This is a genomic window from Mesorhizobium sp. ESP7-2, from assembly GCF_020164715.1.
Taxonomy (GTDB): Bacteria; Pseudomonadota; Alphaproteobacteria; order Rhizobiales; family Rhizobiaceae; genus Mesorhizobium.
On record NZ_JAIUGQ010000030.1, the window covers coordinates 59673 to 80529 of the forward strand.

Below are 20857 nucleotides of genomic sequence, written 5' to 3' on the forward strand. Positions count from 1 at the left end.
TTTGAGGTCGGAGGGGCGGCATCTCGCGCCGCCCCCGGATGCTTTGAAACCGGTCGTTCAATCCTTCAGCGGCAAACCGAGGCTTTCGAAGGCGACCGGATCCCGGCTCTTCAACGCACCCGCCAGCAGCAGTCCGATCACCGCCGCGATCAGCACCAGCCCCGGCAGGAACACGCCGAGGAAGCCGCCGGCTCCCGACAGGCTGCCGAAATTGATTACGATCAGGTAGATGATGACGGCGAAGGCGACAAAGGTCAGCCCGGGCAGGAGCGTGGTCTTTACGGCATTCTCCTTGGCCGACGGGTTGGCGCGGAAGTACATCACCACGGCGAGCGAGGCGACCGCCATCATCACGATGACGCCGAGCGTCGCGACATTGGTCAGCCACGAGAAGAGCGCCAGCACGGGATCGAGGCCGAGCACGGCGAACAGCCCGACGACGACAGCGGCGAGCACGCTCTGGATGACCGAAGCGACATGCGGACTCTGGTGTGCCGAATGCGTCACGCCGATCGACTGCGGCAGCAGCTTCTCGCGCCCGGAAACGTAGATGTAGCGGGCAACGGCATTGTGGAATGCCAGCACGCCGGCGAACAGGCTCGACACGAACAGGATGCTCATCGCGTGGGTCAGCAGCGTTCCGGAGTAGCGGTCGGACAGGCCGAACAGGAAAGTCGTCGGATCCTGCAGGCCCTGCAGCGCCGGCAGCAATTTGTCGACGCCGGCACCGACCGCCATCAGCCAGGCCGTGACCATGTAGAAGACGCCGATCAGGACGACCGAGAAATAGGTGGCGCGCGGAATGGTGACCTTGGGGTCGCGGGCTTCCTCGGCGTAGATCGTCGTCGCCTCGAAGCCGATGAAGGCGGCGAAACAGAACAGGATGGCTATGGCCGGCGCGCCTGATGTGATCTGGCTCCAGCTGAACGGAGCCGCCGAAAGGCCGCTGTCGCCGCCGGTCTTGAGGATGGTGAGATCAAGGATCAGCACCACGGCGTATTCGCACAGCACCAGCACCGTCAGGATCTTGGCCGACAGATCGACCTGGCGATAACCGAGCACGGCGACGATGGCGATGGCGATGAAGCTCCACACCCACCAGGGCAGGTTGATACCCCAGCCGGCGAACAGCCCGGAGGTGGCAGCACCGAGCAGGCCCATGACGCCGATCTGCATGGCATTGTAGGACAGGATGGCAATCAGCGCCGTGGCGCCGCCGGCCAGACCGCCGAGGCCGCGCGCCGCGTAGGCGTAGAAGGCGCCGGCATTGCCGACATGGCGCGACATGGCGACATAGCCGACCGCGAACAGGAGCAGCAGCACCGTCACGATCAGATAGGTGCCGGCAAAGCCGGCGCCATTGCCCATCAGCATGCCGAGCGGCGTGCCGCCGGCGACCGCGGTGAGCGGCGCCGCCGCCGAGATCACCATGAAGGTGATGGCGCCGACACCCAGACTGTTCTTGCGCAGCCTGTTGGCCGGCGCCGTTTCCGAAATTGCTGACATTGGTCCCTCCTGTTTGCAAGCCGTTTGGCTTGCCGGCCGATCGGCCTGTCCCATACGCTCTGGATGTGGTTCATTATTTGAACCATTATTTTGAATATAGACTTGCAAACAAAGCGGCTTCCTGTCAAGTTAATTCACACGTTAATTGATTGCCCGCTCAGGGAGGATGCATTGAGTACGGTCGGCAAGGCGATTTCGCTTCTGGAGTTGTTCACCGTGGCCGAGCCCGAGCTCGGGCTCTCGGACCTGGCGCGCCGGTCGGGTTTCGACAAGGCGACGACACGGCGCCTGCTGGTGGCGCTGACCGGCCATGGTCTCGTCGAGCAGGATGCGGCCACACGGCACTATCGGCTCGGCGCCGGCCTGTCGCGGCTGGCGCGCATCCGCGAGGCCCGCTTTCCCTTCCTGCGGACCGCGGTGCCGCTGGTGCGGGATCTGGCAAGTGCCACGGCCGAGACCGTGCATCTGTCGGAATTCGGCGTCGACAGGCTGGTCACCGTCCATGTCGAGCATCCGGCACGGGCAAACCGGGTCAATGTCGATATCGGCCAGCTTCTGCCCCTGCATTCGACCGCCTCGGGCATCGTCTATCTGGCCTTCGCCAGGGACGACGCCGTCAAAGGATGCCTGGCTGGCCCCCTGGACGCCTTCACGGCGCACACGCTGACCGAGCCGGCCGCTATCTCCCGCTCCATGGGCGAGGCACGCGAGCGCGGCTATTCGATCTGCGACCAGGGCCTGGAAGAAGGCGTCATCAGCGTCGCGGCGGCAATCCTGGCGGCGGACGGGTTCGCGCTCGGCACGATCGCGGTGGCGGCGCCGAAAGCCAGGACGACAGCGGCTGACATCGTGGAAAGAGGACTTGCGGCCGTGGCCGTGGCGCGGGAGATTTCGATGCGGCTCAACGGCGATAATCTGCAAGCGCTGAGGAGGCAGGCCTGATGTCCGAACAGACGCCCCGCATCCTGGTCATAGGCACCGGCGACACCAAGGCCGACGAATTGCTGTTCATGAAAGCATGCATCGAGGCATCGGGCGGCAGCGCCGTGATGATGGACGTCAGTGTGCTGGGCGACCCGCCCTATAGCCCCGATCATGACAAACACGCGGTCGCCCGCGCCGTGGATGTCACGATCGGCGAGATCGTCGCGAGCGGTGACGAGAACACCGCCATGACGCTAATGGCCGGCGGCGCCGTGCAGCTGGTGCGCAAGCTGCACCAAGCCGGCGAGATCGACGCCTTCATCGCCATCGGCGGCTCGATGGGAACCGATCTGGCGCTGGATGTCGCGCTCAGCCTGCCGCTCGGCGTGCCGAAATTCGTCGTCTCCACCATTGCCTATTCGCACCTCATCCCGCCGGAGCGCGTCGCGCCCGACCTGATGATGATCCTGTGGGCGGGTGGGCTCTATGGCCTCAACTCGATCTGCAAGCTGGTCCTGTCGCAGGCCTGTGGCGCAGTCGTCGGCGCGGCGAAATTGGCACTCGCCTCACGGGCCTCGGCTGCGGCGACCGGCCCGACCATCGGCATGACCTCGCTCGGCAGCTCCTGCCTTCGCTATATGAAGACGCTGAAGCCGGCGCTGGAACAGCGCGGCTATGATGTCGCGGTCTTCCACACCACTGGCATGGGCGGCCGCGCTTTCGAATCGATCGCCGGCCAGGATCATTTCTGCGCCGTCTTCGACTTCAGCCTGCAGGAGATCACCAACCATCTGGCCGGCTCCGTCGTTAGTTCCGGCATCGACCGGCTGGAGAATGCCGGCGCCCGTGGCGTCCCGCAGATCGCGGCGCCAGGCGCGATCGACATGGTTGACCTGCCGACCTGGCAGGCTTTGCCGGCTAAATTTTCCGAACGCCCGTTTCACGCTCACAACAGGCTGATTGCTTCGGTTACCGTCGATGCGGATGACCGCCGCGAGGTCGCCCGCACCATCGCCGTCAAGCTCGGCATGGCAAAGGGCCGTTCCGCCCTCATCCTGCCTTCCCGTGGCATCCAGGAATGGGACGCCGAGGGCGGGCCACTCCATGAGCCAGAAGCGCTTGCCGCCTTCGTCGATGAAATGCGCAAGGCCATTCCCGCGCAAGTGGAGTTCCACGAGATCGACGCCCACATCAACAGCGACGGCTTCGTCGCCAAGGCGCTCGAAATCTTCGACCGCTGGGTCGAGGAAGGCATTGTCCCGCGCGGCGCGCCTGTCAAGGAGGTCGCCGCGTGAGTGCCGTTCCCGCCCAGGCGCTGGTCCTTGATTTCGGCGGCGTCGTCACCCGCACGCTGTTCGAGACGCATGCCTTGACCGAACAGGCGCTCGGCCTTGCGCCGGGAACGCTGCAATGGCGCGGGCCGTTCGACCCGGACTCAGACCCACTGTGGCGCGCCATGCAGGCCGACGAGATCAGCGAACGCGACTATTGGCGAACGCGCACCGGGGAGGTCGGCCGCCTCGTCGGCGAGGACTGGCAGGCGATGGAAGCCTTCGTTCAGCGCGCACGTGGCGCCGAGCCTGAAAAAGTGGTGCGACCCGAAGCCGAGCGCGCCATCCGCGCCGTCGATGCCGCGGGCTTTCGCCTGGCGATCCTGTCCAACGAACTCGACCTGTTCTACGGCGCCGGCTTCCGCCAGCGTCTGCCGCTGCTTGGCCTGTTCGACGTTATCGTCGACGCCACCTATACCGGGATCCTCAAACCCGATCCGCGTGCCTACGCCTTCGTCACCGAAGCGCTTGGCCTGCCTCCCGGCGCTTGCGTTTTCGTCGACGATCAGCAGCGCAATGTCGATGGCGGCCGTGCCGCCGGCATGCGCACGGTTCATTTCGACGTTGCCCGGCCGGCCTATTCCTATGCCGAGGCACTCGGCCATTTCGACCTCGTTCCAGTTGCCTGAGACATTTGCGGAGCCTTGCGATGCGCGACATCAATTTCCTCACCGAGAAGAATGCCAAGCCGATCTGGCACCCGATGGCGCATCCGGCCGAGATGCGGGCCAACCCGCCAAAGGTGATCATGAAGGGCGAGGGCGTGATGGTCACCGACATTGCCGGCAACACCGTGCTCGACGCCGTCGGCGGGTTGTGGAACGTCAACCTCGGCTACAGCTGCGATCCGATCAAGAGAGCGATCGCCGACCAGCTCGGCGCGCTGCCGTACTACTCGGGCTTTCGCGGCACCTCGACCGGGCCGTCGATCGAGCTCGCCTATGAGCTCTCCGAGTGGTTCGAGCCGGAAGGCATGGTGCGGACCTTCTTCACCTCCGGCGGCTCCGATTCGGTCGAAACGGCATTGCGGCTGGCCCGGCAATATTGGAAGATCCGCGGCCAGGGCGACCGCACCAAATTCCTCGCCTTGAAGAAGGGCTATCACGGCACGCATTTCGGCGGCGCCTCGGTCAACGGCAACGCCAATTTCCGCCGCAACTACGAACCGCTGCTGCCCGGCGTCTTCCATATTCCCGCCCCATGGACCTTCCGCAACCCGTTCGACGAAACCGATCCGGCGCGGCTGGCGAAACTGTGCGCCAAGGCGCTGGAGGATGAAATCGCCTTCCAGGGCGGCGACACCATCGCCGCTTTCATCATGGAGCCGGTGCTGGGTGCGGGCGGCGTCATCGTTCCGCATGAGAGCTTCATGCCGCTGGTGCGCGAAATCTGCGACCGCCACGAGATCCTGCTGATCGCCGACGAAGTGGTCACCGGCTTCGGCCGCGCCGGCGCCTGGTCGGGCTCGCGGCTGTCCGGTGTAAAACCGGATTTCATGACCATCGCCAAGGCGATCACCTCGGGCTATTTCCCGCTCGGCGCGACCCTGATCGGCGCCAGGGTTGCCGACGCCTTCGAGGCCGACAAGACCAGTTTCGGCGCGATCGGCCATGGTTATACCTATTCCGGCCACCCGGTCGGCTGCGCGGCCGGGCTGGCGGCGCTTGCCGAGACCAAACGGCTGCGCCTGAACGAGAACGCAGCCGCGCGCGGCGTCGAGCTCGCGGCGGTGCTGGAAGGCCTGAAGGCCAAGCACGCGATCGTCGGCGACGTCAGGTACAAGGGCCTGATGGCGGCGGTGGAACTGGTCTCCGATCGCGCGACGAAAAAGGCCGCCGACAAGAAGACCATGGCCGTCGTTTCCGAGGCTGCCTATGAGGCCGGCGTCATGCTGCGCGTCTCCGGCAACACCATCATCCTGTCGCCGCCGCTGATCATCGGCGCCGCGGACGTTACCAGGATCGGCGAGGCGATCGACGCGGGCCTGTCGAAGGTCTGACGGACACAACGGAGTTTTGGTGATGGCTCAGCAAAAAATGGCCGACGAGGCGCTGGTTAGCCGGCGTTCCCGCCTGCTCGGCGCGAAATCGCAACTGTTCTACGACGAGCCCGTGCACCTGGTGCGCGGCGACGGCGTTTGGCTCCATGATGCCGATGGCCGCAAATATCTCGACGCCTACAACAATGTCGCCCATGTCGGCCATTGCCATCCGCATGTGGTCGAGGCCCTGTGCCGGCAGGCGAGCCTGCTCAACACCCACACGCGCTATCTCCACACCGCCATCCTCGACTATGTCGAGCGGCTGACCGCGACCTTCGATGCCAGCCTGTCGACCGCGATCCTCACCTGCACCGGCAGCGAGGCCAACGACATCGCGCTGCGCATGGCGCAGGCGGTCTCGGGCCAGATGGGCATCATCGCCACCGACGCCACCTATCACGGCAACACCACAGCGGTTTCGCAGCTCTCGACCCGCATGCCGCCGGTCGGTGGCCGCGCCCACCATGTCAGGCTGGTGCCGGCGCCCGACAGTTTTCGCCATCCCGATGCGATGGCAAATGGCAAGGCTTTCGGCGACGCCGTGCGCGAAGCCATCGCCTCGCTGGCCAGGGAAGGCATAGGCCTTTCCGGCATGATCCTGTGCCCGTTGCTCGCCAATGAAGGTTTTCCGTCACTTCCCAGGGGCTTTTTCGACGACGCCGTATCGGGTGTGCGCGAGGCGGGCGGTCTGGTGATCGCAGACGAAGTTCAGCCCGGTTTCGGCCGCACCGGCAGCCATTTCTGGGGCCACCAGCGCGCCGGTTTCGTGCCCGACATCGTCACCATGGGCAAGCCGATGGGCAACGGCCATCCGGTCGCCGCCGTGGTCACCACGAAAGATATCCTGGCTACCTTCCGCAACGCCTTCCGTTACTTCAACACCTTTGGCGGCAATCCGGTCTCCTGCTCGGTGGCCAATGCAGTCCTCGATGTCCTGGAAGACGAAAACCTCGTCGCCAATGCGCGCGATGTCGGCGCCTACGCGCTCGAGCTGCTGCGGCCGCTGGCCGATCGGCATGATTGCATCGGCGAAGTCAGGGGAGCCGGCCTGTTCTTCGGCGCCGAGCTTGTCCACGACCGCCAGACCCGCGAGCCGGCGTCCGATATCGCCGGCCGCGTCATCAACGCCATGCGCGACCGTGGCGTGCTGATGGGCAAGACCGGCATTCATGGCAATGTGCTGAAGATCCGCCCGCCAATGCCCTTCTCCCGCGACAATGCCGATCTGCTGATCGGAACGCTCGACGAGGTGCTCGGCGAAGTCGGTGGAGTGCCGGCGTGAACGCTGTCTCGACGCATGCCGAGCCGGAAACGGCAGCTGACGTGACCGACCTCGCCAGTCGCGCGCTCGAACATTGGGGCGTTCGCCACGGGCAACCGGAGCTCTTGAAATACCGGGAGAATGCGGTCTTCCGGGTTCACCTGCCCGGCGGTCGGCCGGCCGTGATGCGCGTGCACCGGCTTGGCTATCACACGGATGCCGCTCTGCGCGGGGAATTGCAATGGATGAGCTTTCTGCAAGCCGCCGGCGTCGCCACGCCGTCTCCGATCGCAACGCAGGCCGGCGATCCGTTCGTGCTCGTGAGCACCGCCGCCCTGGCGCAACCGCGCCAGGTCGATTGTCTGAGCTGGCTCGAGGGCCGCGCCGTCGGCGCGCGCGGCGTGCCGCTGGGCTATGCGCCGGAACAATTGAAGCAGGTCTTCATGGCGATCGGTCGAAGCGTCGCCCACATGCATACCGTCACCGCCGCCTGGGCGCCGCCTGCCGGCTTCGCCCGCCATGCCTGGGATTTCGACGGCTTCTTCGGCGCGGCCCCAAATTGGGGACGCTTCGAGACCTCGCCCTTCCTCGACGGCGCGCGCCGCGACCTGGTTTTCCAGGCCCGGGAAAAGGCCGTGAAGGCGCTGTCGCAGTATGAACGCAGCGCCCGCAATTTCGGCATCATCCATGCCGATCTGGTGCGCGAGAATGTGCTCATCCATGACGGTGCGGTGCGCATCATCGACTTCGACGATTGCGGCCTTGGCTGGCACATGTACGACCTTGCCGTCGCGCTCTACCAGAACCGCGACGAGCCGCTCTATCCGCTGATCGAGGCATCGCTGCTGGAAGGCTACCGGCAGCAGCGCGAGTTGACTGCAGGCGACATCGCCGCGCTGCCGCTGTTCGCCGCGCTGCGGGCCTTCGCGTTTCTGGGCTGGGTGCAAAGCCGTGTCGAAGGCGACATTACGAGGGAGGTCGGCCTGCGCATGTCCAACATCGCCGCCGATGTGATAGCGGCCTATTTGCGCGACAAATGAGGCGGTGTGGCTGGCGGCGAACCGTCAGCCTTTCGCGAAATGGATGCTGACCGTTCCCGAACCGCCGAAATCGGCGACGATCGTGTCGCCGGGCCGCGCCTCGACGGGCCGCACGAAGGACCCCGACAGCACCACTTCGCCCGCCGCGATCGACATACCGTAGCGGGCGAGCCTGTCCGCCAGCCAGGCGATGCCCATCGCCGGGTGGTTGAGCACGCCGGCGCCAAGCCCGGTCTCCTCGACCTCGGCATTGCGCGAGACGATGGCGCCGATCCAGCGCATGTCGGCTTCATCGGGCCGTTGCGGCCGGCCGCCGATGACGATGCCGGCATTGGCGGCATTGTCTGAAATCGTATCGAAGAAGGTGCGCGCCTTCTTGGTCTCCGCATTGACCCGCTCGATGCGCGTGTCGAGGATTTCAAGCGCCGGCGTGATGTAGTCGGTGGCGTTGAGCACGTCGAAGATGGTCACGCCGGGGCCCTTCAGCGGCGCCTTCATGACGAAGGCGATCTCGGCCTCGACGCGCGGCTGGATGAAACGGCCGGCGGGAATGGTCGCGCCGTCATTGAAGAACATGTCGTCGAAGAGCACGCCCGAATCCGGTGTGTCGATGGCCAGTGCATATTGCATCGCCTTGGACGTCAGGCCGATCTTCCAGCCTCTCGGCTTCAGCCCGGCATCGATCTTGCGCGTCACCAGCGCGGCCTGCACGCGATAGGCATCCTCCATCGTCGCCTCGGGAAAATCGAGGCTGAGCAGCCGGATCTGGCGGCGTGAGCGCTCGGCCTCGAACAGCCGGTCGGCCGCGTCTTCCACTTGGCTCGGGGTCATGCTTCCGCCTCGTCGACGACGCCGTTTCTGAGCACGCCGATGCCGTCGGCCTCCACCTCGATCACATCGCCCGGCTTCAGCCAGACCGGCGGCTCGAAGCGGGCGCCGGCGCCGGTCGGGGTTCCCGTGACGATGATATCGCCGGGCACCAGCGTGGTGAAGGTCGAGATGTAGTTGATGATCTTGCGGAAGGAAAAGATCATCCGGCTGGTGCGGTCCCGCTGGCGCACTTCGCCGTTGACGCGCGTGGTGAGCGCGATGTCGGCGATCTGCGCCTCATCCGTGAACGGCACCAGCCACGGGCCGATCGAACCGGTGCGGTCGAAGTTCTTGCCTTGCGTGACGTTGAATTTTGCATGCCGCACCCAGTCGCGGATGGTGCCTTCGTTACACAGCGACAATGCCGCGATATGGCCGAGCGCGTCTGCCTCGGCGATGCGCCGGCCGGGTTTGCCGATGACGATGACGATCTCGCCCTCATAATCGAGCTGTGACGACTCCGGCGGCCGTACCAGCGGCGCGCCATGACCGACGAAGGAGCTGACGAAGCGGATGAACAGCGAGGGGTTCGAGGGGGCTGCCTGGCCGTCCTTGTACTCCTCGTTGCGGTCGGGAAAATTGACGCCGACGCAGATGATCTTTTCCGGCGAGGGGATGGGGATGTCGTAAGTGATAGCGTCGAGCGGAAAATCGGTGGCGAGGGTGTCTGCCTCTTCAGCCAGCCGCCGCAAGGCGCTGGCCTCGATCACTTCGCGCAATGTCGGCCACTGGCCGTGGCGGGCGGAGAGGTCGACGACGCCTTTCTCGGTGATTGCGCCGTAGCGTGTCTTGCCGTCGATGGTGAAGGTGGCGAGCCGGGCATTCATGCGGCCACCCCGCCATCTGTGTTGTTCGATGCTGGCCAGGCCGGAGTTCTACGGCGCCCCCCTCTGTCCTGCCGGACATCTCCCCCTCTTGGGGGGAGATTGGCTGGCTCCGGCGTTAGCGCTTTCCTTGCGGCGTCGACGATTGGAGAAAGCGGAAATGAAGTCCGATCTCCCCCCTTGAGGGGGAGATGTCCGGCAGGACAAAGGGGGGCGACACAGAACGCTGACATAAAATCAAAATCCCTTACGGCGCGATGATCGGCGACGCCGCCAAGCCCGGCTGCCGCACCTCTGCACCCGCGAAAACGCTGCCCTCCTCGAACCAGCTTTTCGGCGCCGGCGCGCCCCACAGCGTCTGGCGCTGCGGGTCCTTCAGATCCCATTTGATCGGCTCGAGGTCGGGATCGACCGTCTGGTAGTCCGAGCAATAGATCTCGATGCGGTGGTTGTCGGGATCGCGCACATAAAGGAAGAACGCGTTGGAAATGCCGTGCCGGCCGGGGCCGCGCTCGATGTTCGGCAGATACCCGGTCGTCGCCATCAGGTCGAGCAGGTCGATGATGTTGAGCGGCGTCGGCACCCAGAAGGCGACATGGTGCAGGCGCGGGCCGACGCCATTGGTGAAGGCGATGTCATGGACGCCGCCCTTGCGGTGCGTCCAGGCCGCCCACAGCTTCCCGCTGCTGGCGTCCTCGGTGTATTCGGTGACGCGAAAACCGAGCTCGTTGTAGAAGGCGACGGACTCGTCGACATCAGGCGAGAAGCAGTTGAAATGGTCGATGCGCAGCGGCTTGACGCCCTTGTAGAGCGCGTATTTCTGGTGGATCGGCGGCAAGCGCTCCATCGTCGCGTAGAATTCGAGCGGAATGCCGTGCGGGTCACGCGTGCGGAAGGTGCGCGACTGGTAGGGACGCTCGACCCATTCGACCGGCAGGCCCTTGCCCCTGAAGAAATGCTCGGCCTTGTCGAGGTCTTCCTCGGAATACATCTTGAACCCGAGGTCGCGCGCTTCAGCCGTGGCGGCCTTCTTCAGCACGATGCAGTGATGGCCACGCTCCTCCATGGCCCTGAGGTAGATGGCGCCTGCTATCTCGTCGGTGACCTGCAGGCCGAGCGTATCGACATAGAAGGCGCGGGATTTGGCGAGGTCGGTCACCGCCAACTCGACATGGCTGAGGCGCACGATGTTGAAGGCGGGATAGAGGTTGGGCTTGGGCAAGGGCATCTGGTTTCCTCCGGTCAGCCGCCGAGTTTCTGGATCGCGTGCGCTGACGTGGCGAAGGCGATGTTCTTCGTCTCCATGTAGAAATCGAAGGAATGGTCGCCGCCGTCGCGGCCGATACCGGAATTCTTGACGCCGCCGAACGGCGTCGGCAGATGGCGCACATTCTCCGAATTGACCCAAATCATGCCGGCGTCCAGCGCTTCGGTGAAGCGGAAGGCGCGGGTGACGTCCGATGTCCAGAGATAGCCGGTCAGGCCGTATTGCGTGTCGTTGGCCAGCGCCAGCGCCTCCGCCTCGTCCTTGAAAGCGATGGCGGTCAGCACCGGTCCGAAGATTTCTTCCTGGGCGATGCGCATCCTGTTGGTGGCGCCGGTGAACAGTGTCGGGCTGACATAGCAGCCGCCGCCGGGGCCGGCGAACTTGCCACCGCCGGCGGCGATCACGGCACCCTCCGATTTGCCGATCTCGATATAGGACAGCACCTTTTCCTCGTGTACCGGATGGATCAGCGGCCCGACCACGGTTTTCGGATCGAGCGGATGGCCTATTCTGATGCGCTTTGCTTTCTCCGCTACCAGATCGGTGAACTGGTCATAGACCGGGGCTTCCACCAGCAGCCGCGACGATGAGGTGCAGCGCTCGCCGTTGAGCGAGTAGATCATGAACACCGCCGCATCCGCCGCGCGCTCGAGGTCGGCATCGGCGAAGACGATCACCGGGTTCTTGCCGCCGAGCTCGAAATGCACGCGCTTCAGTGTATCGGCACCCTGCTTCATGATCATGGAGCCGGTGCGGCTCTCGCCGACAAAGCCGATCGCCTTGATATCGGGGTGCTCGGTCAGCGCCTTGCCGGCATGTTCGCCAAGCCCGTTGACCAGATTCCATACACCCTTCGGCAGGCCGGCCCCCTCGGCGATCTCGACCAGCAGCCGCGCGCTGAGCGGCGAGAACTCAGCCGGCTTATGAACCACGGTGCAGCCGGCGGCCAGCGCCGGCGCGATCTTCCAGGTCGACAGCATGAACGGCGTGTTCCACGGCGTGATGATGCCGACCGGCCCGATAGGCACCCGCGTCGTCATGTTGACCTGGCCCGTGGTCCTCAGCGTCTCGCCATCGCGCGCTTCCGGCGCACGGTCGGCAAAGAAGCGGAAGTTTTCGGCGCCCCGCAACGCGGCCTTGGCCATGAACTTCAGCGCCTGGCCGGTGTCCATGCATTCGACGAAGGCGATCTCCTCGGCGCGCGCCTCGATCGCATCGGCGATTCTGTGCAACAGCTTCTTGCGCGCCTCGCCCGGCAAGGCGGCCCAGGCCGGGAAAGCCCCCTTCGCCGCTTTGGCCGCACGGTCGATGTCGGCGGCGCCGCCGCGCGCGACCTTGGCCAGTGGCTGCAGATCGACCGGCGACAGCGTCTCGAAGGTCGAGCCGTCGGCGGCCGGCACCGCCTCGCCGCCGATCTGGTTCAGCACGCCGTCGGTCTTGAAGCGGGCGAGGTAGGCGTGCGCCTTTTTCAGATTGCCTTCGAGATCGGACATGTCAGTCTTCCGTCACTTGTCGCGCAGCCGCGGGTGGATTGCATTCTTCTTCCAGCTCAGCACGGGGTCGATTTCCCTGATCTCCAGCGACAAGGCGAAATGCGGAGTCTCGAACAAGCTGCCGAGATACTGACCAATCGCCGCGAACACGGCCTCGCCGGTCCGTTTCTTGTCCTGCGCGCTACGGCCGGTCCCGATGCGAAACGACATATCGAGAAAGGCGTTTTCCGGCAGGCGATCGGCAATGGCGTAGGCGTCAGCGCGAAAGGCCCGCACCCGCACGGCGCCGGTCTCGAACAGACCGGTGTCGAGCACCGTGCGCAACACCAGCGCGCACAATTCATCCATATCGACCTTGGCATCGAGATTGGCCGAATACTCGATGGAGAAGTGCGGCACCGCGTTTCGTTCCCTGGTTTGTCGCATTGTTCTAGTTAACGCGTTAATTACATGACGTACCCCCAAAGTCAAGTCTTGCATCGGGCTGGAGGCGACGATACGGGATGGAAAGGTCGGGTTTCGACGTTGGTCCATGTGGGCCGAAATCCGCTGACCACCGCATTATTGGGGGCGCTGCTTCTTGCTGCCGGAAAACACTCGTCGCTCCTTGCCGATGGCATTGCTTCACGCCCGCGAAGCGGTGATGGCGCGGTTTCGCCCGATGCTTGCCGCGCATGACGTGACCGAGCAGCAATGGCGCGTGCTGCGCGTGCTGAGCGAGGCCGGGCCGGTCGAGGCGACCGAGCTTGCCGATCGCGCCTCCGTGCTGCCGCCCAGTCTGACCCGCATCATCAAGGCGCTCGAGGGCCGGAAATTCATCACCCGCAACAAGGCGGAAGGCGACGGCCGCCGCGTCGTGCTGACCATCGCGCCGGCGGGCTCCGCGCTGATCGACGCGCTGTCGCCGGAGAGGCGTGTCATCTACGACGACATCGAGCAGCGGTTCGGCCACGAGCGGCTGGAGCAGCTGCTCGATCTCCTGGAGAGCCTGATCGACGGCGAGAGTTGACCGCTCCGCGGCCAGGGCCGTTCGCTCCGGCTCACCCCCCGAAACTCCCCAATCGCGTCGGCTGTGTGTAGTTGCGGTCGACATAGAGCAGCGCCGAGCCGCCGCTGCCGTGCCTGACGTCGATGACGCGGCCGACCATGACATTGTGCGTGCCGACGAGGTGCACGGTCTCGATCTCGCAATCGAAGTTGACGATGGCGTCCGACAGTGCCGGCGTGCCCGAGGCCAGTGTCTGCCAGCGCGCGGCCTCGTAACGGGCCGCCATGTCCCTGGTCGCGCCGGCAAACTTTCCGGCCAGGTGCATATGGTCATGCGTCAGCACGTTGACGCAGAAGCGCCGGTTGGCCAGGAACATCGCCGCCTGCGTCGAACGTCCGTTCATGCACACAAGCAGCGTCGGCGGCTCGTCGGAGACGCTGCACATGGCGGTGGCGGTGAAGCCGCCGCGGCCCGCCGGCCCATCGGTGGTGATGATGTTGACCGGCGCGCAGACCCTCGCCATGGCGTCGCGGAAATCGGCCTTCGAAATCTGCGCGGCCATCGGCTTCACCCGGCCGTTGGAGGAAGCGGCGGCAGCCAGGTGTCGCCTGTCCAGCCATGCTCGTCATAGTCGGCCATGCAGGCGTCGACCAACTCTTCCATCGCCTTCAGCCTGCCGCCGCGCTCGGCGCCCTTCAGCACCTGCAGCCGCACCTCTTCCGGCGCGCCGGCATAGTTGAGCTCATAGAGCGCATGGCGGCCGCCGAACTCGGTGCCGGTCGCGTCCCACAACAGCTTCATGATCTTGATGCGCTCGACATGGCCCATGTCGTTGGAGCCGCGCACATATTGCGCCAGATATTTGTCGATCTCGGGATTGTTGAAATCACGCACCGACGACGGCAGGTAGATCAGCCCCGACGCGATCACCCGGCGCACCGTGTCGATGACGCGCGGATAGGCCTCCGACATGAAGGTGCGATAGGCGAGCGCGGCATCGAGATTGGGCAGCACCGCACCGTTCGCCCACGGGATCGGGTTGTGGGCCATGGCGTTGGAAAAACTCCAGAACATGTGCCTCAGCGCGATCACCTCGCCAAGTGCTGCCTGGTTGCCGCGAAAGGCGTCGCCACCGGTGGCGCGCAATGCCTTGGCCAGCAGGCCGGCGAGGAAATCGAGCTTGACGGCGAAGCGCGTGCAGCCCTGGAAACAATAACCATGCATGAAGCCCGACGCCGGATGGAAGGACAGGATCTTCTGCGCATCGCGCAGCACCAGCACGTCCTCCCAGGGGATGAAGACGTTGTCGAGCACCAGGATGGCGTCGTTCTCGTCGAAGCGCGACGACAAGGGATAGTCGAACGGAGCCGCCACCGTATTGGCCGTCTGCTCATAGGAGACGCGGCAGAACATCTTTATCCCCGGCGCGTTCATCGGCACGATGAACATCACCGACAGCGACGGATCCTCGGTGACCGTCGCCGAGCCTTGCGCCAGGAAATTGTAATGCGTCAGCGCCGAGGACGTCGCCACTACCTTGGCGCCGGAAACGAAGATGCCGGCATCCGTCTCCCTGGTGATGTGGACGAACACGTCCTTCACCTGCTCGGCCGGCTTGTGGCGGTCGATCGGCGGGTTGACGATGGCGTGGTTCATGAACAGCACGGCTTCCTGCGCACGTTTGTGCCAGGACAGCGCATTGTCCTTGAACGGTCCGTACCAGTCGGCATTGGCGCCAAGCGTGTTCATCAGCGCCGCCTTGTAGTCGGGCGTGCGCCCCATCCAGCCGTAGGACATGCGCGACCACTCGGCGATCGCCGTCTGCTGGGCCGCGAGTTCGCCGGAGGATTTGGCAACGCGGAAGTATTTGTGGGTGTAGCCGCCCGACCCGGTGTCGGTCGGCGAGGTCAGCATCTCACGACGCTTGCCGTCATGCAGCGCATCATAAAGCCGCGCCAGCGAACGCGCCGAGTTGCGCATGGCGGGGTGCGCGGTGACGTCGGCGATGCGTTCGCCATTGATATGGACCTCGCGCCCATCGCGCAGGCTCTCCAGGTACTCGGCCCCGGTGAACGGGCGCGCCTTGTCCGCGCGAAAATCTTCTGATCGCATTGATGCTCCTCCACTTGGTATCACAACCCTAGCGCCTCCGCGGGGGATCGGGTATGGACGGAACGGCAAAACCGATTGGACTTTTTCCGGCGCCATGAGTCAGAATTCGATTCCCGATTTCTTCGTCTACGGCGAACCGGTGCGGCCGCTCGATGTCGGCTTCCTCCATGTCGAGACAGTGCTTGCACGCAGTAACATTCACCTCGGTCAGGTTGCCGCGCACAAGCACCCGCAAATGGGCCAGATCACCTACTGGACCAGCGGCTCCGGCACTTATCGCATCGAGGACCACTCCTGGGACTTTTCGGCGCCGGCCGTCAGCTTCGTGCCGAGCACTATCGTGCATGGGTTTTCGATCGGACCCGGCGCTGACGCCATCGTCGTGTCCGTCGCCGACGATGCGTTGGCCACGCTCGCCGGCCACAGCCTGCTGCCGCTGGACCGGCCGGTCTTCGCCGACGCCTTCCCGCAGCACGCCGCATGGCAAAGACTGGCGACGGTGCTGGACATGATCGCCGCCGAGTACGCCGAGGCGCAGGCGGGCAACGACAAGGTGCTGCCGGCGCTGATCGCCGTCGCGCTCTCCCATATTGCGAGGCTCGCTCCTGAGGCGACAGATGCCCCGGGCTCTTCAGACACTTCACTGGCGCGGGGGCTACGGAGACTCGTCGATGCGCATTTCCGCGAGAACTGGCCGGTCGACCGCTACGTCGAGGCTCTCGCCACCACGCCGCATTTGCTCGACAAGGCCGCGCACGCGGTGTTGGGCAGCGGCGTCAAGCGCGTGGTCGGCGAACGCCGCCTGCTGGAGGCCAAGCGGCTGCTGCTGTTCACCGTGCGCACGGTCGAGGACATCGCCTACGAGATCGGCTTCGACGACCCGGCCTATTTCTCCCGCTTCTTCCGCGAGCGGATCGGCGAGGCCCCAGCCGCCTGGCGGCGGAGGCAGTTGCGGGACCGGTGATCACCGGATGCGGTTGCAGCCCGCATCCGGTCGGGGTTAGCGCCCCTGATGCTGGCGCGCTTCCCGCTTCTTGCGCCATGGCGCGTTCGCCTCCCAGTCGCCGGCCATGATGCAGCCATAAGGCAGCACTTCGTCGACGATCTCCGCCAGACCGAAATGCTCGATCTGGCGGCGCATCGAGGCCGCGTTCTTGTAGGCGCTCGGCAACTCCGAAATATCCGTCACGCCGGAGAAGAAGCGGGCATCGATGCCCTTCGTCTCCTGCGCGAAGATATCGGCGTCGCTGCGCCCCGCCTGCATGCGCCGGTGCTGGGTGCGCGAGAAATTGCGCCCGGCGCCGTGAGGCGAGAAGCCAAGCCCGTGCACCGCGTTCTTGCCACGTACAATCAGCACCGGTTCCGCCATGTTGAGCGGGATCAGCGTCAGATCGGTGGCGTCGTCGGCCCAGTTGTCGAATGCCGGTGTGGCGCCCTTGCCGTGGTAGAATAGCCCATCCGAGCGGCGGAAGACGAAGTTGTGCTCGTTCCAGAACCGGTCCGACACCTTCGCCGACAGCTTTTCGGCCGCTAGGTCGTGGATGAGCATATGGTTGCCCTTGGTCCATTCGCGGATCGTTTGCAGGGCGTCCCAATACTCATCGCCTTCCCGCGTGTCGACCGGGATCCAGGCGTTCTGCGGCAAGGTTTCCGGCGACAGCGTCTTGCGGACGCCCTCGGCGATCCTCATCCCCTTGCTGTAGAGCCGCGCGCCAGGCGAGCGCGAGCCGTGATGGGTGACCAGCGCCGTCTCGCCACTCGACTTCAACGTGCCGACATAAGCGAAATGGTTGCCGTCGCCCTGCGTGCCGAAATGCTCGATTGCGGCACTGGTCAGGTCGCGCAGCAAGGGGTTGGCCTCGAAACGCTCGAAAATGTCCTTGGCCGGCCGGATCTGCTGGCCCCGCGGACGCCCGCCCGGTCCGAAATGGGTGACCCCATGAACGGCATCGAGCAGCGCGGCGGGCGCCACGCCGGGAAATACCGAGATCGCCATCGAGCAGCAGATGTCGGCAGAATGCATGCCGGGGTGGATGCCTTCGGACACGGCGACGCCGCCGACCGGAATCGTGCCCGCCGGACCAGCCGGGCAGGCGTCCGGCATGATAGCGCCGGCGCGGATCACCGGCGTGCGCATCAGCTCGGTCATCGAGCGCATCACCGCTTCGACATTGGCGGCTTCGTCAGGCGTTTCGGCCTCGATGTTGAGGTGCAGCGGCATGGAGGAAGCCGCATGCAGCGGAATGGCGGGCGGCGGCACGAAAGCGCGCGCGGCCTCTAGCGCATCGCCCTGCGATCCACCCTTCTCCAGCACCGCATTGGCGGCGGCCAGCGCCTTGCCGAACCATTTGCCCTGCGGCATGCCGGCGTCGATCAAATCCTGTCCACTCAAAATCTCGGTCATGTCCTTCACTTTCGATACATCAAGCACTGCGCATTGCGGACGGACGACAAGGGAATGCGAGACATTTTTCCGCCACTTCGCGAAGATGCGAAGGAGGGATACGAACCCTCACGCCTTTCGGCACCCGCTTGCTTGTTTGCTTCGGAGCGGGCCGCGTCTACCTGTAGTCTCGCAGGCATTCGTCCTTATTCGGTCTGGCGACAAGTGTCGGCAAGGCAAACTGAGCTACTTTCCGTCCCAGTGGGATGGAAGGGATGGCTTGAACATCCGACCTTCCGCCGCTTTCGCCGCGGATGCTCTATCCTGTAATCCTGCCTGCATTCGCCATTCATTCCCTTCTCTGCGGCGGGCGACAAATCGAAGCGAGAAACCGATCGATCAACCGATCGACGGGCGGATTCGAACCGCCAGATACCAATGTATTCCCGCAGGCATTCGCCCGTTCAATCGGCTGGCGACAAGGATCGGCAAGACGGTGACTGCGCCACCCCGCTCCAAAGAGCGGGAGAGTGATTTGAACACCCGACCTCCCGTCCCTCGACGGGCGCGCTACCTGTAGTCCTGCCTGCATTCGCCATTTGTTCGGTCGCCGCGGCGACAAGGGATGATGAAACACCGGGAGTCCCGCTCGTGCCAGAGAGCGCCTGCAAGGTGAGGAGTCGAACCTCACGGAGCATCCCGTTCATGTTGCTGTAGTTCCATCCGGCATTCGCCGCGGCTTTGTTCGGGTGTGACGACAAGATTTCTGCGAAAACTGCCTTTCTGCTCTGCCGACTGAGCTACGGAGCCGATTGGCAGCTCCGGCGGGACTCGAACCCGCGACCCGAAAGTTAGGATGTAGTTCCACAGGCATTCGTCACGCCGTTTGTTCAGTTCCTTTCCTTATTCAGTTGCGGCCGAAACCGCGTAATGCCGTCGGGCATGACGACAAGGTTTGATGAAACGTCCCGCTCTATCCACTGAGCTACGGGTCCATAGTGGCGGACCCGACGGGATTCGAACCCGCGACCTGGAGGTGAACAGCCTGTAGTTCCATCGGCATTCGTCATGCCCTGTTTTTGTTCCGGTAGTCCCGGCGGGCGCGCCGCCGGGACCGTTTTCAGAGTTCGATCGCCTCGATCGTGCGCACCCAATGGTCCGGGTCGCCGCTCGACGACAACATCGTCCCAACCACGTCGAAGACGCGGTCGGAGAAGCCACCGACATTCAGGATGTCGGCCTGCGACTTGGCCTGCGTCGTCGCATGGGACTGGATGTCGATGCAGACCAGCTTGGCTGCCGGGTTCAACCCCTTCAGCTTCTGCCATTCCTGCATCGTCGCCGTCCCCTGATGCGCATGCGCCGAGGCATCCACCCAGGACTGGTTGTCCGACACGAACACCACCAGGTCGACATCGGCCTTCTCGCGCACCAGCCGCGCCAGCGGAGCCGAACAGTTGGTCCCGCCTCCACCGACGGTGGCAAGCTTGGCGGCGTTGGTCATCACCGTATCGCGAGCGTTGAGGCTGACATCAACCACATCGTTCTCGAACGGCAACACCCTGGCCGTCGGGTTGCGTCGCAGCAGTGCGGCGGCCACCAGGGCAGCCACATCGATGCAACGCACGGCCGACGTAGCGCCCTGGCGGTAGCCGGTGACGGGCGAGCTCATCGAGCCCGAAACGTCTGGACACACCACCACGTTGCCCTTGATCCGGGGCACGTTGCCGAGCGCGATTTCCATCGCATCCTGCAGCGCGTCCCGAACCACGCCAGGCACTTTCGCATCGGCCACGGTGAACGCCACCATCAGCTGATACGGGAACACCCGGGCGCGCCGGACCTCCTGGGGATCGCGCAGACGCGCCGCCAGCTTCTCGCCGAACCCTTCCACTTCGAACACGCCATTGCGGGCAAAGGTGTTCAGGTTCTGCCGCAGCATCTGCCATCCGGCCGTTTGCGCGATCTGCACCCAATGTTCACGCGACAGCGGCATCGAGGTCAGCATCTGGAACGGCACCTCAGGCACAGGCAGCGATGGATCGCGCTTGAAGGCTTCGAATGCCTTCACCACGTCCGGCAGCACGGCCACGTCGTGCGGCTTGCCCAGGAGATAGCCATAAAGCGCCTCACGCGACGCCGATTTCGGCTTCGGGTGAACCATCTTCACGACATCGGCCAGCGACGGATCGTTGCCGACCGCGGCCCGCATGATCTCGAAGTCGGCCGCCTGCTCGAGCCAGGCCTGGACATGGCGCTTCGGCCGCGTGCCGAGCGACTTGCGGCCGGTGGCGCCCGAACGCATGACCTGCACGAAGTTGCGCAGCATCTTGCCGTTCCGGACGATGCGCCCGAAAGCACGGTCGAACTCGTCGCCCTGCATCGAGGAGAGAACGGCCAGCAGCAGCGCCGGCATGTCCTTCATGTAGCCCTGCTCGAAAGCGTGGACGGCGGTGCGTGCCAGGAACCCCGGCTCGACCTGCCAGGCAAGCTTCAGCACCTCGTCCAGCTGCTCACGCGGCTCGGCGTAGAAGGTGGCGTTGAACGTTCCCGTCGCCGCCAGCTGCGCCAGAGACTGCTCGGGCGATAGGCGGTAAGCTCGGGCACCCTCACGGTTTTTGGCGTCAGCCGGCGGGAGCAGCTTTCCTGCACTCGTCGCAAACACGGATTTGTTCGCCATTGTTCTGATCCTTCATTTCACACCAGCAGCATTACAAGCTGCGTGCCAGTTTGAAGAGCGGGGCTGCTTCAGGTCGCCTCATCGCGCATAATCGATTGATTTTATTGAGAAACAAAAATCACGGACTAAACCTTTTG

The 20857-nt window shown here is 64.6% G+C and carries 18 protein-coding genes; 8 read left to right on the top strand and 10 right to left on the bottom strand.

Annotation, left to right across the window (positions count from 1 at the left end; all coding sequences use genetic code 11):
• Positions 1–57: 57 nt before the first annotated feature.
• Positions 58–1506, bottom strand: a complete 1449-nt coding sequence (locus LB543_RS23990) for an APC family permease (RefSeq protein ID WP_224615784.1) — start codon at positions 1504–1506, stop codon at positions 58–60.
• A gap of 171 nt (positions 1507–1677) precedes the next feature.
• Between LB543_RS23990 and LB543_RS23995 the strand changes: the two genes are divergently transcribed.
• From LB543_RS23995 to LB543_RS24020, 6 genes are read left to right on the top strand one after another with little or no spacing between them, the layout of a single operon-like run.
• Positions 1678–2448, top strand: coding sequence for an IclR family transcriptional regulator (locus LB543_RS23995; RefSeq protein WP_140760413.1), 771 nt, complete (start codon positions 1678–1680; stop codon positions 2446–2448).
• Positions 2448–3725 (top strand): Tm-1-like ATP-binding domain-containing protein, encoded by a 1278-nt coding sequence (locus tag LB543_RS24000; RefSeq protein ID WP_224615786.1) that lies wholly within the window; start codon positions 2448–2450, stop codon positions 3723–3725. The genes LB543_RS23995 and LB543_RS24000 overlap by 1 nt, the downstream gene beginning before the upstream one ends.
• The gene (locus tag LB543_RS24005; protein ID WP_224615788.1) at positions 3722–4390 is read left to right on the top strand and encodes an HAD family hydrolase; all 669 of its coding nucleotides are present in this window, start codon (positions 3722–3724) and stop codon (positions 4388–4390) included. Before LB543_RS24000 ends, LB543_RS24005 begins: the two co-directional genes overlap by 4 nt.
• 20 nt (positions 4391–4410) lie before the next feature.
• Positions 4411–5760, top strand: coding sequence for an aminotransferase class III-fold pyridoxal phosphate-dependent enzyme (locus LB543_RS24010; protein ID WP_224615790.1), 1350 nt, complete (start codon positions 4411–4413; stop codon positions 5758–5760).
• A gap of 22 nt (positions 5761–5782) precedes the next feature.
• A complete protein-coding gene (locus LB543_RS24015) occupies positions 5783–7084 on the top strand; it encodes an aminotransferase class III-fold pyridoxal phosphate-dependent enzyme (protein WP_411908784.1) in 1302 nt (433 codons plus the stop codon).
• Complete coding sequence (locus LB543_RS24020; RefSeq protein WP_224615792.1) at positions 7081–8103, top strand: phosphotransferase enzyme family protein; 1023 nt, start codon at positions 7081–7083, stop codon at positions 8101–8103. The genes LB543_RS24015 and LB543_RS24020 overlap by 4 nt, the downstream gene beginning before the upstream one ends.
• A gap of 24 nt (positions 8104–8127) precedes the next feature.
• On the opposite strand, the gene hpaH is transcribed toward LB543_RS24020, so the two are convergent.
• From hpaH to LB543_RS24045, 5 genes are all read right to left on the bottom strand, one after another.
• Positions 8128–8934, bottom strand: a complete 807-nt coding sequence (gene hpaH, locus LB543_RS24025) for a 2-oxo-hept-4-ene-1,7-dioate hydratase (RefSeq protein ID WP_224615793.1) — start codon at positions 8932–8934, stop codon at positions 8128–8130.
• Complete coding sequence (locus tag LB543_RS24030) at positions 8931–9800, bottom strand: fumarylacetoacetate hydrolase family protein (RefSeq protein ID WP_224615795.1); 870 nt, start codon at positions 9798–9800, stop codon at positions 8931–8933. Before LB543_RS24030 ends, hpaH begins: the two co-directional genes overlap by 4 nt.
• Before the next feature lie 244 nt (positions 9801–10044).
• On the bottom strand, positions 10045–11025 hold the full coding sequence (gene hpaD / locus LB543_RS24035; RefSeq protein ID WP_224615797.1) for a 3,4-dihydroxyphenylacetate 2,3-dioxygenase: 981 nt from the start codon (positions 11023–11025) through the stop codon (positions 10045–10047).
• Between the two features lie 14 nt (positions 11026–11039).
• A complete protein-coding gene (hpaE, locus tag LB543_RS24040; protein WP_224615799.1) occupies positions 11040–12557 on the bottom strand; it encodes a 5-carboxymethyl-2-hydroxymuconate semialdehyde dehydrogenase in 1518 nt (505 codons plus the stop codon).
• Positions 12558–12569: 12 nt separating this feature from the next.
• Positions 12570–12956 carry a 5-carboxymethyl-2-hydroxymuconate Delta-isomerase gene (locus LB543_RS24045; RefSeq protein ID WP_224615818.1) on the bottom strand — a complete coding sequence of 129 codons (387 nt, stop codon included), beginning with the start codon at positions 12954–12956 and terminating at the stop codon, positions 12570–12572.
• 214 nt (positions 12957–13170) lie between these two features.
• Between LB543_RS24045 and hpaR the strand changes: the two genes are divergently transcribed.
• A complete protein-coding gene (gene hpaR, locus LB543_RS24050; protein ID WP_224596905.1) occupies positions 13171–13566 on the top strand; it encodes a homoprotocatechuate degradation operon regulator HpaR in 396 nt (131 codons plus the stop codon).
• A gap of 31 nt (positions 13567–13597) precedes the next feature.
• Here the strand turns inward: hpaR and LB543_RS24055 are convergent, their stop codons facing one another.
• On the bottom strand, positions 13598–14107 hold the full coding sequence (locus tag LB543_RS24055) for a flavin reductase (protein ID WP_140765563.1): 510 nt from the start codon (positions 14105–14107) through the stop codon (positions 13598–13600).
• A 5-nt stretch (positions 14108–14112) separates the two neighbouring features.
• A complete protein-coding gene (locus tag LB543_RS24060) occupies positions 14113–15657 on the bottom strand; it encodes a 4-hydroxyphenylacetate 3-hydroxylase N-terminal domain-containing protein (RefSeq protein WP_224615801.1) in 1545 nt (514 codons plus the stop codon).
• 94 nt (positions 15658–15751) lie between these two features.
• On the opposite strand from LB543_RS24060, the gene LB543_RS24065 reads away from it, so the two are divergent.
• Positions 15752–16621: a helix-turn-helix domain-containing protein gene (locus LB543_RS24065; RefSeq protein WP_224615802.1), complete on the top strand. Its 870-nt coding sequence runs from the start codon at positions 15752–15754 to the stop codon at positions 16619–16621.
• A gap of 36 nt (positions 16622–16657) precedes the next feature.
• On the opposite strand, the gene LB543_RS24070 is transcribed toward LB543_RS24065, so the two are convergent.
• Entirely contained in the window at positions 16658–18061 is a 1404-nt protein-coding gene (locus tag LB543_RS24070; protein WP_224615804.1) for an RtcB family protein, read from the bottom strand.
• Between the two features lie 1099 nt (positions 18062–19160).
• A complete protein-coding gene (locus LB543_RS24075; RefSeq protein WP_224596915.1) occupies positions 19161–20720 on the bottom strand; it encodes a vWA domain-containing protein in 1560 nt (519 codons plus the stop codon).
• Positions 20721–20857: the final 137 nt, after the last annotated feature.

What these genes read in the sequence shown, in the direction of transcription:
- LB543_RS23990 (WP_224615784.1), bottom strand. Translation starts at nt 1,506, where the DNA reads ATGTCAGCAATTTCGGAAACGGCGCCGGCCAACAGGCTGCGCAAGAAC.
- LB543_RS24000 (WP_224615786.1), top strand. Translation starts at nt 2,448, where the DNA reads ATGTCCGAACAGACGCCCCGCATCCTGGTCATAGGCACCGGCGACACC.
- LB543_RS24010 (WP_224615790.1), top strand. Translation starts at nt 4,411, where the DNA reads ATGCGCGACATCAATTTCCTCACCGAGAAGAATGCCAAGCCGATCTGG.
- LB543_RS24015 (WP_411908784.1), top strand. Translation starts at nt 5,783, where the DNA reads ATGGCTCAGCAAAAAATGGCCGACGAGGCGCTGGTTAGCCGGCGTTCC.
- hpaH (WP_224615793.1), bottom strand. Translation starts at nt 8,934, where the DNA reads ATGACCCCGAGCCAAGTGGAAGACGCGGCCGACCGGCTGTTCGAGGCC.
- LB543_RS24030 (WP_224615795.1), bottom strand. Translation starts at nt 9,800, where the DNA reads ATGAATGCCCGGCTCGCCACCTTCACCATCGACGGCAAGACACGCTAC.
- hpaD (WP_224615797.1), bottom strand. Translation starts at nt 11,025, where the DNA reads ATGCCCTTGCCCAAGCCCAACCTCTATCCCGCCTTCAACATCGTGCGC.
- hpaE (WP_224615799.1), bottom strand. Translation starts at nt 12,557, where the DNA reads ATGTCCGATCTCGAAGGCAATCTGAAAAAGGCGCACGCCTACCTCGCC.
- hpaR (WP_224596905.1), top strand. Translation starts at nt 13,171, where the DNA reads ATGGCATTGCTTCACGCCCGCGAAGCGGTGATGGCGCGGTTTCGCCCG.
- LB543_RS24055 (WP_140765563.1), bottom strand. Translation starts at nt 14,107, where the DNA reads ATGGCCGCGCAGATTTCGAAGGCCGATTTCCGCGACGCCATGGCGAGG.
- LB543_RS24060 (WP_224615801.1), bottom strand. Translation starts at nt 15,657, where the DNA reads ATGCGATCAGAAGATTTTCGCGCGGACAAGGCGCGCCCGTTCACCGGG.
- LB543_RS24065 (WP_224615802.1), top strand. Translation starts at nt 15,752, where the DNA reads ATGAGTCAGAATTCGATTCCCGATTTCTTCGTCTACGGCGAACCGGTG.
- LB543_RS24070 (WP_224615804.1), bottom strand. Translation starts at nt 18,061, where the DNA reads ATGACCGAGATTTTGAGTGGACAGGATTTGATCGACGCCGGCATGCCG.
- LB543_RS24075 (WP_224596915.1), bottom strand. Translation starts at nt 20,720, where the DNA reads ATGGCGAACAAATCCGTGTTTGCGACGAGTGCAGGAAAGCTGCTCCCG.